At 47.0% G+C, this 20,589-nt stretch carries 7 protein-coding genes; 1 reads left to right on the forward strand and 6 read right to left on the reverse strand.

Annotated features, from left to right (window positions below; all coding sequences use genetic code 11):
- Positions 1-135: 135 nt before the first annotated feature.
- A complete protein-coding gene (locus K0625_RS23250; protein ID WP_232847258.1) occupies positions 136-2,721 on the forward strand; it encodes a TonB-dependent receptor domain-containing protein in 2,586 nt (861 codons plus the stop codon).
- Between the two features lie 71 nt (positions 2,722-2,792).
- On the opposite strand, the gene K0625_RS23255 is transcribed toward K0625_RS23250, so the two are convergent.
- From K0625_RS23255 to K0625_RS23280, 6 genes are all read right to left on the reverse strand, one after another.
- Positions 2,793-3,329 carry a thioredoxin family protein gene (locus tag K0625_RS23255; RefSeq protein WP_220111778.1) on the reverse strand — a complete coding sequence of 179 codons (537 nt, stop codon included), beginning with the start codon at positions 3,327-3,329 and terminating at the stop codon, positions 2,793-2,795.
- A 231-nt stretch (positions 3,330-3,560) separates the two neighbouring features.
- Positions 3,561-4,157, reverse strand: coding sequence for an OmpA family protein (locus tag K0625_RS23260; protein ID WP_220111779.1), 597 nt, complete (start codon positions 4,155-4,157; stop codon positions 3,561-3,563).
- Between the two features lies 1 nt (position 4,158).
- Positions 4,159-5,451 (reverse strand): TolC family outer membrane protein, encoded by a 1,293-nt coding sequence (locus K0625_RS23265; protein ID WP_220111780.1) that lies wholly within the window; start codon positions 5,449-5,451, stop codon positions 4,159-4,161.
- 12 nt (positions 5,452-5,463) lie between these two features.
- Positions 5,464-6,780 carry an HlyD family type I secretion periplasmic adaptor subunit gene (locus K0625_RS23270; protein ID WP_220111781.1) on the reverse strand — a complete coding sequence of 439 codons (1,317 nt, stop codon included), beginning with the start codon at positions 6,778-6,780 and terminating at the stop codon, positions 5,464-5,466.
- Positions 6,777-8,909, reverse strand: a complete 2,133-nt coding sequence (locus K0625_RS23275; protein ID WP_220111782.1) for a type I secretion system permease/ATPase — start codon at positions 8,907-8,909, stop codon at positions 6,777-6,779. The genes K0625_RS23270 and K0625_RS23275 overlap by 4 nt, the downstream gene beginning before the upstream one ends.
- Positions 8,906-20,554 carry a T1SS-143 repeat domain-containing protein gene (locus tag K0625_RS23280; RefSeq protein ID WP_220111783.1) on the reverse strand — a complete coding sequence of 3,883 codons (11,649 nt, stop codon included), beginning with the start codon at positions 20,552-20,554 and terminating at the stop codon, positions 8,906-8,908. The genes K0625_RS23275 and K0625_RS23280 overlap by 4 nt, the downstream gene beginning before the upstream one ends.
- Positions 20,555-20,589: the final 35 nt, after the last annotated feature.

Raw genomic sequence — 20,589 nt, forward strand, 5'->3', positions numbered from 1 at the left:
AAGATGAAATGTGCTTTTACCTAAATCAATCCCTATAACGCGAAAGTTAGACATGATGACCACCTCTTCTTTGTTAACCAGACAAACTGGAGTTTAACACTAGGTTGGGGCGTACCATCTTATTAACGTGTTGATATGGAGGGGGCAAGCCCTGTTACTACCATTACCGCTGAGGAGCTTTCGAAATCAGGTTTTGCAACAGTGGGTGATGCGCTTCGTAGTTCAAACCTTAATGCATTCGGTTCTTGGGGCGGTGGCTCTAATAATGGTTGGGGCTCACAGGCGACAGTTCAGCTAAAAGGTGCTTCAGCTTTCCACACTTTGACACTATTAGATGGTAAGCGGATGGCTAAGTCTCCAGTCATGGATGGCGGTGCAGCTAATATTAATACCATTCCTATGGCGGCGGTTGAACGTATTGAAATTCTTACCGATGGTGCATCGGCGATTTATGGTACCGATGCCATTGCTGGTGTTGTTAATATTATTCTTAAAAAAGATTTCGAAGGTGTGCAACTCGATGCCAGAATGGATCGCCCCACACAGGAGGGAGGAGATTCCTCAAATATTTCGTTTACTGGCGGCTTGAATTCAGACAAAGGCCATTTAGTTTTCACATTTGAGCATTATGAATCGCAAAAAATCCTGCAAAAAGATCGTTGGTATACTCAACCATTTGTTCAAGAGGGTGGCGATCCTAGCGATTATCAAGACTGGGTGAATATTAGTCCTACAGGCCGTGTATTAACACAAGGTGGCGCTGGTGGTTGGGTATACTCTACTCCTTTTTCAAATAGTGATAAGAGCTGCGCCGATGTCTATGGTGATGCATTTATTGGATCATTAGATGACAGCGATTATCCCGGTGATACGCTTTGCGCTTATGATTACACTCAAGCTGCCGCTACCTCTGTTGGCCAGACTCGTAACAATACCTTGCTGCATTACACCTATGAATTAAGCGACAGCATTGAGTTAACTGCTCGTGCGTATTGGGCAGCAAATGAAACACAAGACGTATCGGCGCCAGTCCCTGCCTCAATTAGCATTCCAAACGGCTTACCCGCATACACCACCGCTGAAGGGCTAGATCTTGTAGAGTTAGTTGCCGATCCAAATGCTGGTATGAATTTCCGTTTTGATACTGCGGGTGACCGTGTTGCTGAGCACCATGATAATATTTTTGACTATCTATTAGCGTTAGATGGCACGACCGATTTTATGGATTGGGATATCGCTGTTAATTACAATAAATATGATAACTACACCTGGGGAACGGGTTATCAGCTTAAGGGAGCGACCACGGATTTAGTGGGTGAGTGGGATGATGAATCAAACTCATTTGTTGGTTGGGATCCACGGGATCCAAACTCTGAAATGCCAGCTGGGGCAACGGCTAATTACGATAAGCGTATGTCCGCATCTTATCTGGATATAAGTGGTGGTGCGGCTTTTGAGTTGTTTGAATTACCTGGTGGTGACGCCAATATGTACATTGGTGGTTCATATCGTGAAGAGAGTCTAGATTCTAAGGTGTCTGCTCTGGCAGAGGCGGGTCAAATCGTTGGAGGTAACGGTGGCTCAGGTGGTGAAGGTGAGCGTGATGTCATGGCAGCTTATTTTGAATTTGCTATGCCTGTGATGGATAATTTAGAGCTAAACCTTGCTGGCCGTTATGATGATTATTCTGACTTTGGTGGTACGTTTAACCCGCAAGTGTCAGTGCGTTATAACATTATCGAGCCTCTACTTATTCGTGCCTCTTGGGGAACTGGCTTTCGTGCTCCAACCCTTTCGGATCTGTACCAAGGGACGTCAGAAGGTTTTGGTTACATGAAAAACTACCTGAACTGTTACGATCAAGGTGAGTCTATCGATAGCTGTGATCGCTGGGATTATGGACCAACACGTACGGGAGGGAATGTAGATCTTAAGCCTGAAGAGTCTGAATCATATAACTTAGGTATCGTTTGGGATATTACCGAAAGTGTTAACGTCTCTGTTGATTACTGGTCTCTGGAAACAACGAACTTAATCGATAGCTTAGGTGCAAGTGAGATTATTAAGACACAAGCTAAGCTTTGGGAAGCAGCCGACGCCGCAGGTGTTGCACGTCCTGATGTTTCAACTGTCTATCCTGGCACAGAGATTAGCCGCTTAGGGAATGGCAAGATTGATTACGTTGTCAGTCAAAAGCTGAATGTTGGTTTAAGTGAGCGTGAAGGGATAGATGTAAAAGTAGGAGCTGGATTTGAGTCTGAATTTGGTGACTTTAAGTTTGGCTTAGGGTGGTCATATTTCTTGAAGTATAAGTCATCCTATTCCGAAGCTGGTGTACAAGTTATTAGTGATGATGAAGCTGGCCGTGAAGATACACCTGCACACAGAGTGAACTTAACTGCTGATTATCTCTTAGGTGATCACTCTGTCAGCTATTATGGTAACTTTATCGGCTCTCAAGAGAGCTGGGATGTTATAGAGGGGAGCTGGGATCCTGATGCAGGGCAGACTGAAGATGATGGCACTCTTTATGAGATCGACTCAGTGATGTATCACAATTTGACCTACACCTACACTCTGCCTTGGAGCAATAGCTTATCCTTGGGCGTGACCAATTTGACTGATGAAGAGCCTAAGTTTGATTACAATGGCACCTATGAGGGCAACTTGTATGACATACGTGGCCGCACTTATTGGGCTGGTTTTAGACAATCATTTTAATAAAATATTTAAGTAAATAATCAAAAAGGCACTCATTGAGTGCCTTTCCTTATCTAGCTAATGACAGAAACCTAGTTCAATATCTTAGCTAAATCTATCTCAAGTGAGGTTTCTGGTCGTTCGATAATACGGCCTAACTCTTCACCTTGTTGGCTCACAATAATCGTTGGAATGCGGGTAAACTCATACTGAGCGGCTAGTCCTTGGGGATCAGATTTCGCTCTGTCGACGCCGATATAAGTGACCTTAATATTCGGGTTGTTTACCTCCTCCATGATACGGATAAGGCGTGGTGTTTCACGGTGGCAATCAGGGCACCAAGTTCCTATGATAACGACTATTTCAGTGGGTTCTTTTAGGTTTTTTAGCGGTGTGATTGCAGCGGTATCTACTTGGTACTCTTTGTAACCTTGGCTGAAATCCGCTAACTCAGTCACCATGGTTTGCGCTTCTACTAATCCTGTTAAAATCACTTCCTGTTTCTCCTCGCTACATGTGGCGATCATGCCATCTTGCTGATCTTCGAATGCACAGCCACTGCTGGCCAATGTTTGGCAGCTAAAGAAGAGGGCTGTGGTGGCAAGTAATGCCTTGACGTTATTGTTCATGATATTACCTCAGGCTCGGGGAAAATAACCAGTCTTGTATTGAGACAAGCTTTATCAGTATTTAATCATTTAGGGGGAGGAGAGGGTAGCATTGAACTGGTTATTGGTTAGTTGGATCACAGCTGGATGTTGGTTTTAGCGGCCTTGATCACAAGTCTGAAGATGGATAGGGTTAAAAAACAGAGGCTCCACACCCAACTTGATAAAAATGAGCTGGAGCCGAATATGTTTTTATCTGGATTTCTGCTCTGATGTGAAAATGGTCCACATCATCTCGGCACCGGACTCCTGCCATTGTCCAACGGCAATTAATCTATGCTCTCTTCCTGAGATAGAGGTGTCAGTGCGATCTTTCTGATCGAAGGTTTGTGTGATGATATCTTGGGTGGGAAAGCCTACCTTTTTGGCTATGTTGTGGATGGTGTCCACTCGTCGCTGAGCCAGTTTATGATTGTAGCTTTCACTGCCTTCAGGGCTAGTATCACCGATAAGTAGCAGCTTAGCGGCGGGTAATTCCATTAGCTTTTTCAGTAGTGCAGCGACTTGAGCTTCACTCTCTTGGGAGAGTTCATCACTGTCAAAGTCGAACATGATAACTTTGGTTTTTTCCTGAACTTGATTGAGAGAGTTAGCGCAGCCTGAGTTATCTATTTTGGCACCGTGAAGCGTCTGTTTACAGAGATCTCTGGCGTTGATAACGCCATCACTGTCGAGGTCTAGCAGATCTCGGCTCTGAGGTTGAGCCGCGTATGGGGCACCGCTGTCAGCACAGCCAGAGAGAATGGCTAAGGTGAACAAGATGGTGATGGTTTGCATAGAATATTTCATCTTACTTCTCCTCACTCCATTGGGCAGGCTTATCAACCCTAAAAGATTGCATGAGCTGTCCTGTTGCGTTAATTAATCGATAGGCGGCGATATGGTAGTTATGGTGTGCATTGAGGTAGTTCTTCCTAGCCAGAAAAACCTCAACTTTTGCATCTAGTACATCCAGAAGAGAGCGACGTCCTAGCTTGAACTGTTTGATGTAACCTTTCTCTGCTATCACGGCTTGGTCGACATTTTCACGATAAAAGCTGCGCTGTTGCCCTACAAAATCGTAGGAGTTCCAAGCTAGGCGAGTACTCTCTATCACCTGCTTTTCTGTATTTTCTCTCACAGCCATCGCTTGCTGGTAACGCCAGGAGGCCGCTTCAGTTCTATCTGTGGTGGAGCCACCATTGAAGAGATCGTAGCTCAACATTAGCATAGCTCGTGCGTCTTCATCTGGGCCCTCTATACCGCCAATGTTGTCATTTTTATTTGCTTGTAGTTCGATAGACAGCTTAGGCCAAAAGTCACTCTTTTCACGTTCATGCTGAGCGCTAGCCGCTTGGGTATCTGAGATCGCGGCGTCAATTTCCGGATGGTGCTTTACCGCTTGCTCTAAGGCTAAAGGCAAGGTTCTTGGTACGTAGTCGAAATCAGGCATAGGCGAGATAAGATCTTTTGGCAGTTCACCGACTAGGTCAAAATATTTTGCCTGCATATCCATCTGGTTATTACGAGCCGCTAAATATCCTGATTGGCTGGTGGCCAGTCTGGCTTTGACTTGGGCAACATCAGACTCACTGCTTAAGCCTTTAGCTTGACGAGATTCGATATTCTTAAGGATCGCTTTATGCTCTTCAATATTTTGCTCAGACAAACCAACAATCTTATCTGCCATGATCAGCTGCAGATAGACTCGGCTAACCTCGAGACTGAGGTTTTCAGCTTCTGAGATCAGACCAAATCTCTCAGCCTCTTTTTCAAAATCGAGCCTGTCGATCTCTGAGCTTGTTCTAAAACCATCGAAGAGAAGCTGGGATACTTTGACCCCTATCTCTGTTCTTGTTAGCTCGCTATCGATCCTCTGTCCGCTGTTGTAGCGAACATCTTCATAGCCGACACCACCATACAGACGAACTTGGGGCAGGTAGTCGCCCACCGCTGCGCGCTTGTACCTGACAGCGGCTTCAAAAGCGGCATACTTCTGCTGCAATATCGGGTGATGATTTATCGCTTCAGCAACAGATTGTTCCAACGTAAGCGCTTGGGCTTGAGTGGATAATGCTAATAGCGGGATAAGGAGTCTTCTCATTGTATCCATACCTTATGGTTCACGTAGCGCGTTGGCTTTTGCGCGTAAAAGTGGCTTTAGCCAATAATTTAAAACGGTTTTATTTCCTGTAAGAATATCGGTGTTAGCCTGCATTCCTGAGATGATTGGCCAACCGTTTAGCTCTGCCTCATCTGTTTTTATGTGGGCTTCATAGTAAGTTGTGCCATCCTCAAGCTGTTGAGCATCAGGGCTGACATAGATAACTTCACCTTTTAAACCTCCGTAGATGACAAAGTCATAGGCGGTAAACTTAACTGTGGCTTCGAGTCCCGTATGCACGAAAGCGATATCTTTTGGGGCGATGCGAGTCTCGACGATCAGTGCGCCATCGGAGGGAACCACCCCCATTATCGACTCTCCAGGTTCGACGACGGCGCCGAGTGAGCGGATTAATATGTTGGTGACCTTACCGTCTATCGGTGAGGCTATTTTGGTACGCTTTAATCTGTCTGCGAGGGTTTTAATACTCTCCTCTAACCCAGCTAGTTCGTTTATTACCTCATTGCGCTCTGACTCAGCTCGGTTTCGAAAGTCCAATGCTAAGGTAAGACGCTCGCCAATGGCTTGGCCCTCTACGGCTTTTAATTGGCGCTCCATGGCCCTTGATGCTGACAGCTCCCCTTGAAGTCGTATCTCATCACGTTCCAGTTTTAACAGCTCGAGCTCAGCGACTGCGCCCTCGTTGACCGCCTCCCGTGTCATGGCGATCTCTTGCCGCACGAGTTTTAGTCCATTGTTCTGGGCTCTCGTGGTGATCCTAATCTCTTCCAGCGCTTGGACTTTCTGTTCAATGGCTTGCTCTGCTTGATTAAGCTGAGAGTGAAACTGTGAAAGACGGGAGTTAAATATGGCTTGTGAGCGCAAGCTGGGCTCCTCATCGATAACGGCTATGGGCTGCGGCGTGATGATGATTTTTGACTGCCACTGTTTGGCTGTGGTGTCCACTTTGACGCTTTGAAGTTCGGCATCCAATCTGGCCTGTTGGCGACGCAGTGCTTTGCGGTTGAGCTGCGCTTCATCGAAAGCGGAAGCAAATCTTAACTCATCTAAGATCAGTAGGGCTTGGCCTGCGGTGACATTCTCTCCCTCCTTGACCAAGATCTGTTTCAATATCCCACCATCTAAACTCTCTATTTGTTGCACTGCCAAAGTGGGAACTACCTGACCTTGACCAACCACAACCTCTTCGAGCGTGGCAAAGTGTGCCCAAACGATGGTGCTGATAATGAGAGCCAGCACTATAATGACTAACCGGTTCGCCCGCTTAGCACCCTCTAAGTGCTTAACATGTAGGTTGGCGCTGCTCATTGGCTTACATCCTTTTGGCGGATGTTAACCGCTTTAATGCGGCGTTTGTTGTTATTGACCATATCCTGAGGCGTTTGCTCTGTGATTAAACCGCCTTTATCCAGCACTAAAATACGATCGCAGATACTGAGCACTTTAGGATTGTGTGAGGAGATAACCATGGTGCAGTCTCTGGGCTGAGCACGAAGACAGGCGATAACTTGGTTCTCGGCTCGTTCGTCCATGGCGCTAGTTGGCTCATCAAGGAGCAAGAGTTTAGGTTGCCTCAGCAGTGTTCGACATAGGGAAACCGCTTGTCGTTGACCACCTGAAAGTTGGCGACCAAACTCACCCACTTGGCTGTCTAAACCGCTCCCTAAGCGATCCATCAATTTATCGATACCTGTGGTTAATAAGGTTTTCGCTAATAGACTCTCATCGACTTTTTTTAGCCCGAAAATGAGATTATCCAGCACGGTTCCATAGATTAAACTGGGCTGCTGAGACATATAGCCAATATTGTCCCTTACCTTATTGGCTGACCACTGTCTGGCTTCGAGTTGGTTATAAAATAGCTGGCCTGACGTGAGTTGATACTGACCTGCAAGTGTTGATAAAAGGCTCGATTTTCCGGCGCCCGCTGGACCAAAGAGGCCAATGCGCTCACCAGGATTAATCGTGATGCTTAACTCATTAAACGCGGGAATAGGTTGATCTGGGTAGCTAAAACTGGCACTTCGCAGTGAAAGCGAGCCGTTAAATGGCACCTTAGAGGAGGAATTTAAGTTATTTGTTTGCTCCTGAGGGAGAGCCAAAATTGAATCAACAGCCACAATTGCCGACTGAGTTTGCTTAAACTTGAGTAGCAACATGGCTATTTGATTGATGGCATTGGAGGCGCGGCCACTTAACATGACGATAGCGATAAGGCCGCCCATGCTCAGATTGCCTTCGTAGATCTGATAGACGCCTGTGAGGATAAGTCCAATCGTTACTAGCTGCTGACTGTTCATCACACTGTGGGTTAGGGTATTAGAGGCGATGCGGGATTCATTTTGCCAATCGGCTAAACTTTTTATGGTGTCTTCCCAGATATGTTTCGCTTTGGCTTCGGCGTTATTTTGTTTGGTTTCCACCAACATATTAAGGGTTTCAATCAGATGAGCCTGACGTTGAGTTGAGAATTTAGAGCTGTGTTCTATGCTGAGCATCAGCTTTTTCTGCATAAAAAAACTGATCAGAATAAGGGCTAACATGCAGGTGATGGGGACTAAAACCATGTAGCCACCCAGCCAAGCGATAAGAAGTAAAAACAGCAAGGTAAAGGGCAGATCGACTGCGGTGACTAAGGTCGCAGAGGTGATAAACTCTCGAATACTGTCGAACTCCTGGAGCTGTTTAGCGAAGGCGCCTGAAGATGCGGGTCTGTGCTCCAGTCGCATACCTAGTACCTTACGAAATAGCAGATTGGATAACCTGATATCCACCTCTTTACCTGCAACATCGGCAAGTCGGGTACGGGCTTGCCTAAGTAACCAGTCAAAGACGATTGCGATGCTGGCGCCAGTTGCCAGTACCCAGAGAGTATCGAGTGCTTGGTTCGGGACGACTCTGTCATAGACATTCATGGTGAACAGGGGCGTGACTAATGCGAGCATATTGATAGCAAGTGAGCCAAGCAAGAAACTGGCATAAAAGGGTTTTACTTCATCAAATGCGGCAACTAACCAATGCCGTGTGGTCTTAGTACTGTTTTCATTGGCTCGTTCATCAAGTTGAGCTTGGCGTGAAAGGTACCAGGAGTCCCGGTGAAAGTTTTGCTGAAACTCAGAGAGCTCCATGGTTAGTCTCTGCTCGTCAGCATCATAGATAGTGAGCTTTGTGCCCTCTCTTTTCTCAAGGTAGAAGGCTTGATTCTCTTTGTTGATCACCAGTGCAGGAACAGCCAGCTTTTTTGCTGGCAAGCTTTGAGGAGTTGCGTCAATGCCTGCATTGCCAAAAGCATCGGCTATCTGGTTAAGCCCTAATGCCCCTTTAGCTAAGGTTAGTCCGTTACATATCTGCTCACCGTCAAGCTGCAGCCCCAATTTTTGAGTAGCGAATATGATGATAGACAGCAAGGGATCTTGCTTTTCCTGATTATCTATCATGGCTGCTGGCTCATTAGGTTTAGCTCATCTTCAAGCTGATTAATGCCATCAAGGGAAGTATTGCTGACATTTTGAGTCTCATCCGTGTTCATTGGCGTGATATAGGGCTGTGTGTGATCTAGTTTCAGTGACTGTCTAATCGACATTGCTAGCTCATCTTGCATCGATGCAAAGTCCTGCTCATTATCAAACTGCGACATCTGTGCCGCTTGAACTGCCGTTTCTTCAGTTTGATAGTGAGGCTCAAATGGTTGAGGAGTGATATGGATAGGGGCTTCATCGCGCCTAAGTTCATCATACATTAGCTCCCTTTCATATTGTTGCTCGCTGAAGTGGTATAACTCATCGGCAAGCACCAAAGGTTCACTGCTGTTTAGCTGGTTAATATCGGGCTCATTGAGCATAAACACAGCATTGCTGTCGACAGTGACACTAATGATCCGCAGTGAGCCTAAGGCTAGATCGCCATTAAGTTCAGCTGTGGGTTCCATATAGAGAGTAAAGGTATCGCCGTCACTGGCACCTAACACCTTGAGATCGGCCACATCATCAATGCTCACAACCCATTTTGAACCGACTTTATCTCCAGCCGACAAGGTCATGGTGTCTGGAAGGCCAAATATGGTCAGGAATCCAGCCTCTGTAGCTGATGGATTCTGTAAGGATAAACCTAAGTTCAGTGAGATCTCACTGGGATCTTTTACTAGAATATCGCCCACTTGAGTCCAGATGGGCGCATCAACCTGAGGTTCTATCTCAATATCAAAATTCAGCGATTGTGCAGTGCTTGTGTCTGTTTCTAAGCTTCCTAAAACGGTTGCTGAGTCGACAGAGGCGATATCCATCTGCACATTGAGGGTTCCAAAGGCAAGATTGCCTGGGTGAAACTCAAATTGACTGAGCTGAGTCGCGGCCACCACTATGCTTGCTGTGTATTCACCTGTAGTGCTGTTATAGGTGAAGGAAACAAAGTTACTGCCTATCTTAATGCCATCAAGGTCTACCAACGCAGACGCGTCAGCACTGCTAACAGTGAAGGTGACCTCTAGTTGTTCGCTTCCCGATAGCTCCAGTGTTTCGACATTAAGATCCACCAGTATCACCTCATCTTCATCACTGTGATAGAGAGAGTCTGGGGGGGAGATTATCTGCACTCCATCGGCGATCGGCATAACACCGACAGTTACATCCATCTTAGTGGTGGCAAAGTCATCTGTACCCAGCTCCTGAGTGATGGCTTGAATGGTGAGTGGAATATCACCGTTAAAATCTTTTGGCGGGATCATGACCAGACTGGACAGCTGAGCGGTTGTTACCGACCAAGAATAGGTTGGTTGTCCCTCAAAGCTTCCCCCATCGGCACCGTTATTTGGCAGCTGTATCAGGTTACCGCCACTATCACGGTAGTAGATCACCGCGCCTTCTGGAACACCTTGAACGGTGAGGAAGATCACTTCTGAGCCATCTTTATCGATAAGGCCTAAATTACCACTGGCCAGTGAGCTAAGATCGATCTCACTGTCTTCATTACCGACAATTGTTGTTGTGCCTGCAGGAAGATCGGCCGCATCCACAACGGGAGTGACTGTGATGGTGCTGACGCTGTTAAAGTTTGATTGATCTGTGACATCGACCCCATTAATTGTGGCGGTGTCGATTGCAGTCCCGGTAAGCTGAACTCTAAACTCGCCACTGAGATGTTGAGGCGGAACAAACTCAAGTACAGAGAGCGCGGCCTCAAGGTCGCCCATATTAAAACCCTTAAACTCCCATGTATTGCTGGTTCCAGCCTTTAATAGCCAGTAACCCGTTGGGTCATTGATTGTCCCACCGTCGAGTAAGGTTAAGGTGATGGGCTGCGTAGGGTCGCCAAACAGTACTGTCTCTTGTCCACCCGTTGACGGGCTTGTGTCTGTGTCTGCGAAGGTGAGCGTGATCCCGAGTGGGATCGGTTGATCTTCGAGCATGGTGCCATTAGCGATAGAGATGTTCACGCCATCGACTTTAGGGGCTATCTCTATTTCAAGTTGCTGACTATCATCAATTTTTGTATCGCCACTGACGGTATCTGTAGCAATTATGCGAATAGGGATCGTCAGCTCTCCTGCATAGTCTTCACTGATATTGTGCAGCTTAAGGTTGGCAAGTGATGCCGTGGTAAACACATATTCAATCACATAGGTGCCAGTACTGTCGTAAACGGCATCCACATCGGCACCGGTGAAATATCCCCCTTGGGGAAGATCCGACGCTAAAATCCTAAAGCTGATGAGATCATTGGTGTCTGTGGTTGGGTTTAGATTTAGGTGACCAGAGAAGTCGATCACATTGTCTTCAATGGCATCGACAGGGGATAGTTGTAGGTGATCGACTGGGGTTGCGTCACTGCTACCTGCACCTTGATCAAATTTGACATAGAAGTTGGTGCTGATGATATCGGCATCATCTCTGTCAAGCACTCGCGCTTCTACCGTTATCTGTTCAAGTCCAGTGGCAAACTCACTAGTGATACTTGCGCCAGCTAAGATATCTAAGGCGTACTCCTGCACTGTATCACTGGTCATCCCTTGAACTGGGATTATCCAGCGGCCATCACCATCATCAATCGCCCCATTGGGGTGCTCTACATACCAGCCATCGCCGCTAGGAACTTTAATGACAATGTAATCGAGTATTTCAGATCCATCTAGATCCTGATCGAAAAAGAGTACCTGATTGGTTAAGTCGATAGGGCTGCCATCGGTGCTGGTGAGTACCCTATCATTGCGCTGTAGATTGGTGTCGGGATCAACCACTGCATCGACCACGACATTGACTTGAGAGGAGACATATTCAGAGACCGTTTGTCCAGTTTCTGAAGTATCTAAAATTTGGTACATCACCTCAAAAGCGAAGCTGCCATCGGCATCTTCAGGGGGAAGAACAGCTAGTCTCCCTGAATTTAACAGTGACTCAAGATCTGGGCTCGTGCTGTCAAAAAGGGTGCTAACATCCAGTCCCGACAGAGGAATGGAGAGCTCTGAACCATCGAACAGTAAAACGAGCTCACTGCCTTGATGGGGAATAGTTAACCCTGTGATGGTTTCACTTCCATCGATATCGGCAGCAAGCGAAGGGGTCAAGTTGAGTAGGATTGCCTGATCTTCTAGGCCTAAACTTGTTGTGCTCAAGGAGGCATGAGAGGCATCAATAACCGGTGCTATCTCAATATTAAGGGTTAACTCATAGTCGGAGCTGTCGCCATCAAGCTCGGTACTCTCTGCGAATAGGGTTAAGCTTATTTCGCCACTAAAGTCCTCAAGTGGTCGTAGACTTAAGGTACTAAGCAGTGCGGCCGAAACACCATAAACGGGTTTACCATTGATAAAGTCGACCACTGCAAGGTTTACTTGATTGCCGCTTGCATCAACAAAAATCACCCCGTCAGGGAGGCCGGTTAACCTAAGATCTAAGGTCTCCGAGCCATCTTTATCGCCTGTTACTAAGGTGAAGTTAAGGGGAATATCTCCATCTTCAGCAAAGGCTGTTGTATTGGTTATCACGCCTAAGTTGTTGTCTATGCTCCAGAGGCCACTTGGATCTGAAATAATGGGAGCATCGTTGGCGACACCACTTAAGGTGATGGTGACACTCTCACTTGGGCTGTAATTGGGGTTGGGGTTTGTCGGTGTATCCTCCGGGGCGACACCATCTTGGCTCGACTCGGTGGCAACACTGCGCACTGAGATTGTGAAGTCACCAAAGTTTGCCGAGCTGACATCTTCTGCTGGAATTAAAAAGGCGCTGCCTGCTGTAACATCTGCTGCTAATACTGTCCAGACTCCGCCACCGAGATCTGTGGCTGATGGTGCTTGAAGTGACCAACCTGAAGGAAGTATGAACTCAAAGCTTAAGGTTTCACTACCAGAGTTATCACTCAGGGCGCCTGAGATAATATCTTTTAGGGCGATAGGGGCATCTTCTTGGCTACGAATATCCCGTGTCGTGAGTGTGGGGATGTCGGCAACGGGTTTGACATCTATGGTCACGATTTCTTGTGTGCTTAATGCGGTATCACCATTATCACTCTCTGTGGTTCGCGCCTGAATGGTAAAGGTAAATTCACCCGCCAGATTTGCGTCAACATTGGCGGTTAGGGCATCGAGCTGAGCTTGGCTGATGGCCATGCCATTGGTGATGTTCATGCCTGAGCTGACAAGGTTTAGGCCACTACTTATGTTGTTGATAATATAGCTCAGGGTCTCAGAGCCTTGGGCATCGGCTGCTGTTTCATCTTTTGAGCTTGCCCCTAAGTTTAGAGAGAGGCTGCCGCTGTCTTCATTGACGCTGTAATCAAATACACTGGTATTATCCCACACAGCAATATCGGCAACAGATGCGATGGTGATGGGAACTGTGGTTAATATAGGCCCTTTTCCTGTGATATTTACGCTGATATTAAATGATGCATTAACGGTCGCATCTGAGGCATCTTCAGCAGGACGATAGGCTAGCGTACCGTTGGGGATCGCAACGCCAAGGGAGTCAAAGCTTAAGTTGCTGCCGCTTAATATATAGTTACCTGAACCATCTTTTGGTAGCTCAACCCCATCTAATGTGAGTATCCCTCCCTGAAGCGCACCAGTATCGAACACTATGCTGGTGATCACCTCTCCCTCATCGACATCACCAGGTGATGCCTGAACGGCAACAGTAGTCGTGGTATCTTCGATAAATTCTGTGGTAAATACTTTAATTGAGCCCTCTTGGTCTTTGGCTGTGATGGTTAAGGTGTCAGTGACAATATCCCCATCATTATCGACAACGGTGAAGAGAATATTTTCGCTATAGGCTGGAGCGGCGTAGAGAAATTCCAGTGTCGTTACTGTGACTAAGCCGTTCGCATCGACGCTCATCTCACCATATTTGACCGCGTTGGGATTGGCATCTGTCATCAGATCTATGGTCTGACCTACTGCGTATTCAACCCCTTTATAGGTCACCTTAGTCACAGATGCGCCATCGGCTCCGGCTTGGAGATCGCTGAACATCTGCACCGTATGAGTGTCATTGGGAGCTTCTGTGAACTCAAGTGTTCTGCTGGTGGCCTCTGGGATATCATCGGTAACTTGAATCGTGACTGTTTGGGCACTGGATCTGTCGCCATCGGCATCGACAGCTTGCACATCAAGTGTAATATCTAACAGATTTTCGCCGTTAGCTGATGGATGATCTAACGCCTTAAACTGTTTATATTCCACCTTGCCATCGGCGCTGAATCTAAGCTGAAAGACCTTGCTGCCATCGCCAGCGCGTGTTGCGATATACCAGCCATTGCCATCGGGTGTCGATGTTAGAGATATCGCTTGTCCATCACTGAAGTAACTGCCTAAAGTAAAGCCGTCGGCAAGCTCAATTGAGCTTATCTCATCCCCACCGGCAAGTGTGTCTAAGGTTTGGCTAGTGGAGACTGCAGTGGCAGTGGTTAAGCCACCTTCATTGATATTGAGCTGGAGCGGCTGAGGTAAAATGGCTTGTATGCCATCGTAGATATCTATGGTGAGTTGACCGTTCGATATTGTGTTGTCACTGTCAATCAGATCAACTGTGACTGCTAGGCTATCTAAAATACCCGAGCCGACAAGGTGATCGATTGGCCCTAAAAGGGTAAATTCAACGGCGACTGTCGCGCTAGTTTCAGCGTCGACGGCGATATCTTTAGGTAGTGTAATGGTAAATACTAGCTCACCGCTTGCGGTTATCCCTTGAGCTGTTGCGCCATTGTCTGAGAGAGACCAATAGATCGCCTCGCCGTTTTGAGTTAGCGCATTCCCTGTTACATTTTTTACTTGGCTGGCATCTGTGATATTAAACTTGATATCGACAAGAGAGTCTTTACTGGCACTGACATTAAAAAGCCCCTGATCTGTATCGTCAAACGCCGTGACCGAAGGCAGCTCACTGACTGTTAATTTTATATTATCAATCACCGCACTGCTGCTGTCATTCACTGTGATATTGAGGTTAGCAGTTGTGCTGTCACCATCAAAATCGGTGGCAATAATACTGAAATCAAATTGGTCATTGCCTAATTGATCGAAGGCTTGGTAGAGAGTAAAGCTGTAATCTTGGTTTAAACTGTCGGCTTCACCATTCCAAGTATTCGATAGATTGATAACAAAAACGGGGATCGCTGGATCGCCAGTATGAGCCGTTAATGTTCGTCCACCATCGCTGAGGGTATAGCTAATACTCACCCCTTGAGCGGTAAGAGTAGGCTGCATAGAAATTGCAGAGAAGGTCAGTGAGGTAATCGCATCACTTCCAACAATAAGGTCTAGCTGTCCAGTCTTCTCTATCGGCGTTCCTGTCAGATTTTGCTCATTAAATGTGAGTGTGGATAGGTTAGCAAATTGGGGATTGTTTCCATCGGAAAATTGCCAACTAATTTCACCTTTATCGATTAGAGTTCCATCGAGATCTTCCGCTGTGATCCCTAGGGCTAAGGTGATGAGATCGCTAAACTCATGGTCGAGTGGTCTCAGTAGGTTTAGCGCTACGCTGACACTGAGATCATCTCCACTGTTTACCGCACTTAAGCTCAGCGTTAAGACTGTAACTGGTGAGCCACCACTTGTTGAGGCTGTCAGCGTTTTCCCATCGGCTGAGAGTGAGAAAACTAAGGACTCACCATTGCTCTTTAATCCCATGTTATTCAAGTGATAGGGAGTGAGATCGGTAAAGGCGATGGAGCTAGCAACAAGGGTGTCAGAGCCTGCCGAAATGGAAAAATGTTCAGTCTGTTGCAGGCTGGTATGAATATCCGCTTCCTGAGTGGAAAATGAGATATCACTCATAACGCCCGCAGCACCATCTTCTATGGTGATGGTGGCTGTTCCTCGCCCAGGAGTGCCATCTGAGTCCTTCACTGAGTAGTCAAATGTCAGTATTTGAGTTTGGGTGTTATCTAAGTTAGCGGCAGCGACAAACTCCCAACTGCCATTTGAGTGCACAGTTAATTGACCATAAGCGGTGTCGATAATTGCGGGAGAGCCTGCGCTGATAAGATACTCGCTACCATCTAAGGTGATCTTGGTGACGACTAATGGCCCCTCTTGGGTGTAATCATTGCCTATTAGGGAGTCACTGCTGCTGGTATCTTCTGTCACTAAGTAGCGGTCATTGACGACATAGGGCAAGGTGTCGATAAAGGTGAGAACCGCATAGGTAATTATCTGCTCACTTGTGCCGTCACTGTCAGTTTGTGTTCCCTCTATTTTGATATAACTGGTGACACTGATCCCTGAAAACTCATCTATGGTTTGATGTAAGCTGACCTTAAGATCTGAGCCGACTAGACTCACGGTTAAAACGGTTAGTCCATCACCATCTCGGGTGACAATAAAAGATTGCCCGTCTGGGGCTAAATTGATACTCAGGCTTTGTCCCTCAGAGGTCAGAGTCAGTAGCCTAGCTTGATCTGCACTGAGCTTAAGTGCAGCATCGGGGATCTCGAAAGGCACTGTGGTTGTGACCTCTGGGCCTAAATTTAGCAGCAATTCGAAAAGATAATGATTCGAGGGGATATCCAGCGTTGGCATCAGATCCCTTGCCTGATTACCCGCTAAATCGGCCACAGTAACATCCATAGACCAAGGGTTCCCCCGGTTCAGCGAGCTGACATCTATGCCTGAGTGCAGCCAGCTACCGTCACTATTGACTGTGGTAGAGAAGGTGAGTGTATCCATGCCATCTGAGATAGTCAGTATAACATTTTGACCCTGCTCAACTCCCGTGGTTGTTCCCATGAGTTCAGTGTTTAATCCATAGAAAAAGAGTGCGGCGTCAAAACCATCGGCTCCGGTATCGATATCTATGCTGATCTGGGTATCAATGATGGCAGTGTCTACCGCTGAGGCTGGATTACCCGCGACATCGATAACTTCAGCCGTTGCGGTGATATTGCCATCTACAAAGCCTTGAGCACTGAGATCTTGTGCCGGAATAGACCAGTTACCTGTGTTTTGCACTAAGGTGGTAAAGATTAATGTATGGCCAGCACTGTCCTTGAGTGTGACGGTAATGGTGCGGCCCGCTTCAATGTTGTTTGTGGTGCCCGAGATGACAACACCATTGAGCTCATGGGCGCCTAAGTAGTTATCAGCGCCACTCTCTATGATGATATCTATCTCTGACAGACTATCTTTGATGACCTGAGCGCTGCTGCTTACAGTATTGCCTGCAAGATCGCTGGTTGAAGCGGTAAAGGTTAGTTGACCATCTTGTAGACTTGAAAGGTCAACATTGTCCAGCTGCCACACGCCGCCGACAACCTCTGTAGTGAAGGTTAAGCTATTGTTTAAGCTGTCACGCACGACAATAGTGATGGTTTGATTATCTTCGATATCTGATGTTGTACCTGATAGGTCAACTTGGGATATTTCGGCGGCGTTAAGCACTGTGTCGGTAAGATCTTGAGTTGTGTCTACGGCTAAGGTTATCTCTGCAAGAATATCCACAGGCATTACTGTGCTGGCATTGGCAAGATTGCCCGCGACATCGCTGACCTGAGCGCTTGCCGTTAAATTGCCATCATTAAAACCAGATAGATCTAGATTGTCGAGGCTCCACTGACCGCCGCTCACTACTGTGGTGAACTCAAGTGTTTGGGCACCGTCGGTTAAGGTGATAGTGACGCTCTGACCATCTTCAACATTAACTACAGTTCCTCGGAGTGTGACCGAACTCATCTCGGCTGCGTTTAATACACCGTCACTGTCGACGATCTCAATGGTTATGCTAGCTTGAGTATCTTTGGTCAGCGTGGTGGTATCACTGGCGGGATTACCATATCTGTCTATGGTTTCGGTGGTAACACTTATCTGACCATCGTTTAAGCTACTGAGGTCGAGTCCAAAGAGTAACCATTGTCCCAATATCACTTTGGCCTGAAAAGTTAAGCTGTTGTTGCTACTGTCGGTAAAGGTTACGGTGATCGGCTGACCGTTTTCAATATCAATGGTTGTGCCACGATAGATAACAAAGCCATCACTATCAGCATTGATGACTTTATCTTCAGAGCGTGGGCTAAATTCAATATCGGCAACGACATTCTTATTTTTAACATCTGTTGACTGAGCAGTGTTGCCCGAGGTGTCATTGACAACGGCAGTGGCCGATATCTGGCCGTCTACAAGCGAGCTGAGATCTAGGTTATCCAGCTGCCAGGCGTTGTTGGTGACTTCAGCTTCGAATGTCAGCTGTCTGCCACTTTCATCGGTGACTGTGATGGTGACAGTTTGGCCATCTTCAATATTAAGGGTTCTACCTGTGAGGCTAGTTAATGGAGATTCAAACTGATTGAGGGTGTCGTCACTACCAGTGAGTATCTCTATGGTTATCTCGACTGGGCTAGTGTCCTTCTCTATGGTGTTGGTCGCGCTAGCACTGTTGCCTTCAAAATCAGAGGTTTCGGCATAGAGGGTGAGCTGACCATCATTTAAGGAGGAGAGATCTGCATCTGTTACAAACCAGACGCCATTTCGCACTGTGGCGTTGAAGGTTAAGCTGTTGCCTGCACTGTCAGATACTGTGATAAGCACTGGGCGGCCATCTTCAACATTAATAACTACACCGGCTAGTAGTGCATCTTGAGCTTCTAAGCTATTGAGTACATTATCACCGTCAATAGCAGCTATGGTCACTGCCGCTTGGGTCTCTTTTAAGAGTTCAGTTTGTGTGCTGGCGGGGTTACCAGCTTGATCATGTGTGAAGGCTTCGAAGGTTAGGGGGCCATCGCTCAGTGATGATAGATCTGTATCTAACACCTGCCAGTGTCCGCCTTCAACTAAAGCTAGGAAGGTGAGCGAGTTGCCTTGGTTGTCAGTGACGATAATAGTCACCGTTTGACCATCTTCTATCTCATTGACTATGCCGTAGATATCGGTTGCCAGCATCTCATTTTCATTGATAACAGTATCTGTACCACTATCGACATAGATGCCGATGTTGGCCTGAATATCTACGGGGCTTAGAGTGCTAGCCTCTGCTGGGTTGCCAGCTTGATCTGTAACACTTGCTGTTGCTGTGAGAGAGCCATGACTGAAACCTTCAAGGTTGACCCCCTCTACTCGCCACTGACCATTGGCCACGATAGCCGTTGCTGTTACTGTTTGGTCATTGAGATCTCGGAAAGTGATCGTCACCACTTGTCCATCTTCGACGTTGGTCACTGTCCCTTGGGCCGTTACGCTGCTTAGCTCCTGCAGGTTGAGTACGCCGTCGCTGTCGACGATTTCAATATCGATATAAGCCTGGGTATCTTTTAATACGGTATTGGTGTTCTCGGCGACATTGCCTTCAAAATCGGTGCTGGTGGCATAGAGGGTTAACTCGCCGTCAACGAGTGATGAAAGGTCAACATCTTTAACGACCCAGACCCCATTGCGTATGGTTGCGGTAAAAGAGAGGCTATTGCCTTGGGTGTCAGTCACTGTGATATAGACTAGACGGGCATCCTCAATGTTATGCACGAGTCCCGCTAACGTGGCGCTAGTTACCTCATGTCCGTTTAATACCTGATCGCTATCGATAGCCGCTATCGCAACAAAAGCTTTGCTCTCCTTGAATGCTTCGTTACTGCTAGTGGCAAGGTTGCCTGCGATATCTAATGCGCTGGCATCAAAATGCAGGGGACCGTCGGCTAAGCTTGATAGGTCGGTATCATCTACCCGCCATTGCCCATCTATCACTATGGCGTTAAAAGAGAGTGTATTGCCTTGGGAGTCAGTGACTGTAATGGTGACTGTTTGGCCATCCTCTATCTCTGTGACAGCTCCCCATATGTCAGTTGAAAGCATCTCTGTAGCGTTAATAACACCATCGGATCCTGTATCTAAATTTATGTCGATAGTGGCCAAGGTATCTTTTACAGAGGTGTCGCTTGCAGAGTTAGATTCACCAGGGTAGATGGGCGCTGAGATCTCTGCGGTGATAGTTCCCTCTGCTAGCTGGCTGATATCCAAATCATTAATCTGCCAACTCTGGTCTGTGACTGTGACAAGTATAGTTAGCTGCACACCTTGGCTATCTGTCAGGGTAAGAGAGAGTTGCTGCCCATCTCTGGCAAAGAGTGCTTGACCTTGTAGGTCAACAACGGGAGTCTCTACGCGGTTGATATAGTTATCACCACCATCGATGATCTGCACACTTAGGCTTAACGTGGGGAAGTTATCTTGATCTAAGTTATTGGTTTGGGGGGGAGGCGTTGTGCCTTGTGAGCTATCACCTAGTGTACTGAAACCCGATGTTGGAGTTATCTCATCGCCATCTCTTGAGACGAGCTGAAAGCCATAATTAATTCCCTGTTGAGTGCTATTGTTCTGGTTATCAGCAGAGGGGCTATTGTCAGAGTGGGGTTGAGAAGATGACGATTGAAGTTGTTTAAGTACCGCTTCAGGAAGAGGGAGGGTCTTTCCCTGAAGTGTTATCTCGGTCGGAGCGATTGTGAGTGAGCTGAGTTCCTCACTATTGAGTTGCAAGGTGGTTATCCCCTCCTGCATCTCATCTGGCGATATCAGTATCCACTGTCCGTCACTAGTAACAGCCCAAGTCAGCTCATCTGCTTGAACGTAATAGATAATCAAGGTATCGCTTGTGGACGGCATATACTCTTCCTTAAATACAACTATTTCCTGAAGGC

Origin of the sequence: Shewanella nanhaiensis (assembly GCF_019457885.1) — a bacterium.
Lineage (GTDB): Bacteria > Pseudomonadota > Gammaproteobacteria > Enterobacterales > Shewanellaceae > Shewanella > Shewanella nanhaiensis.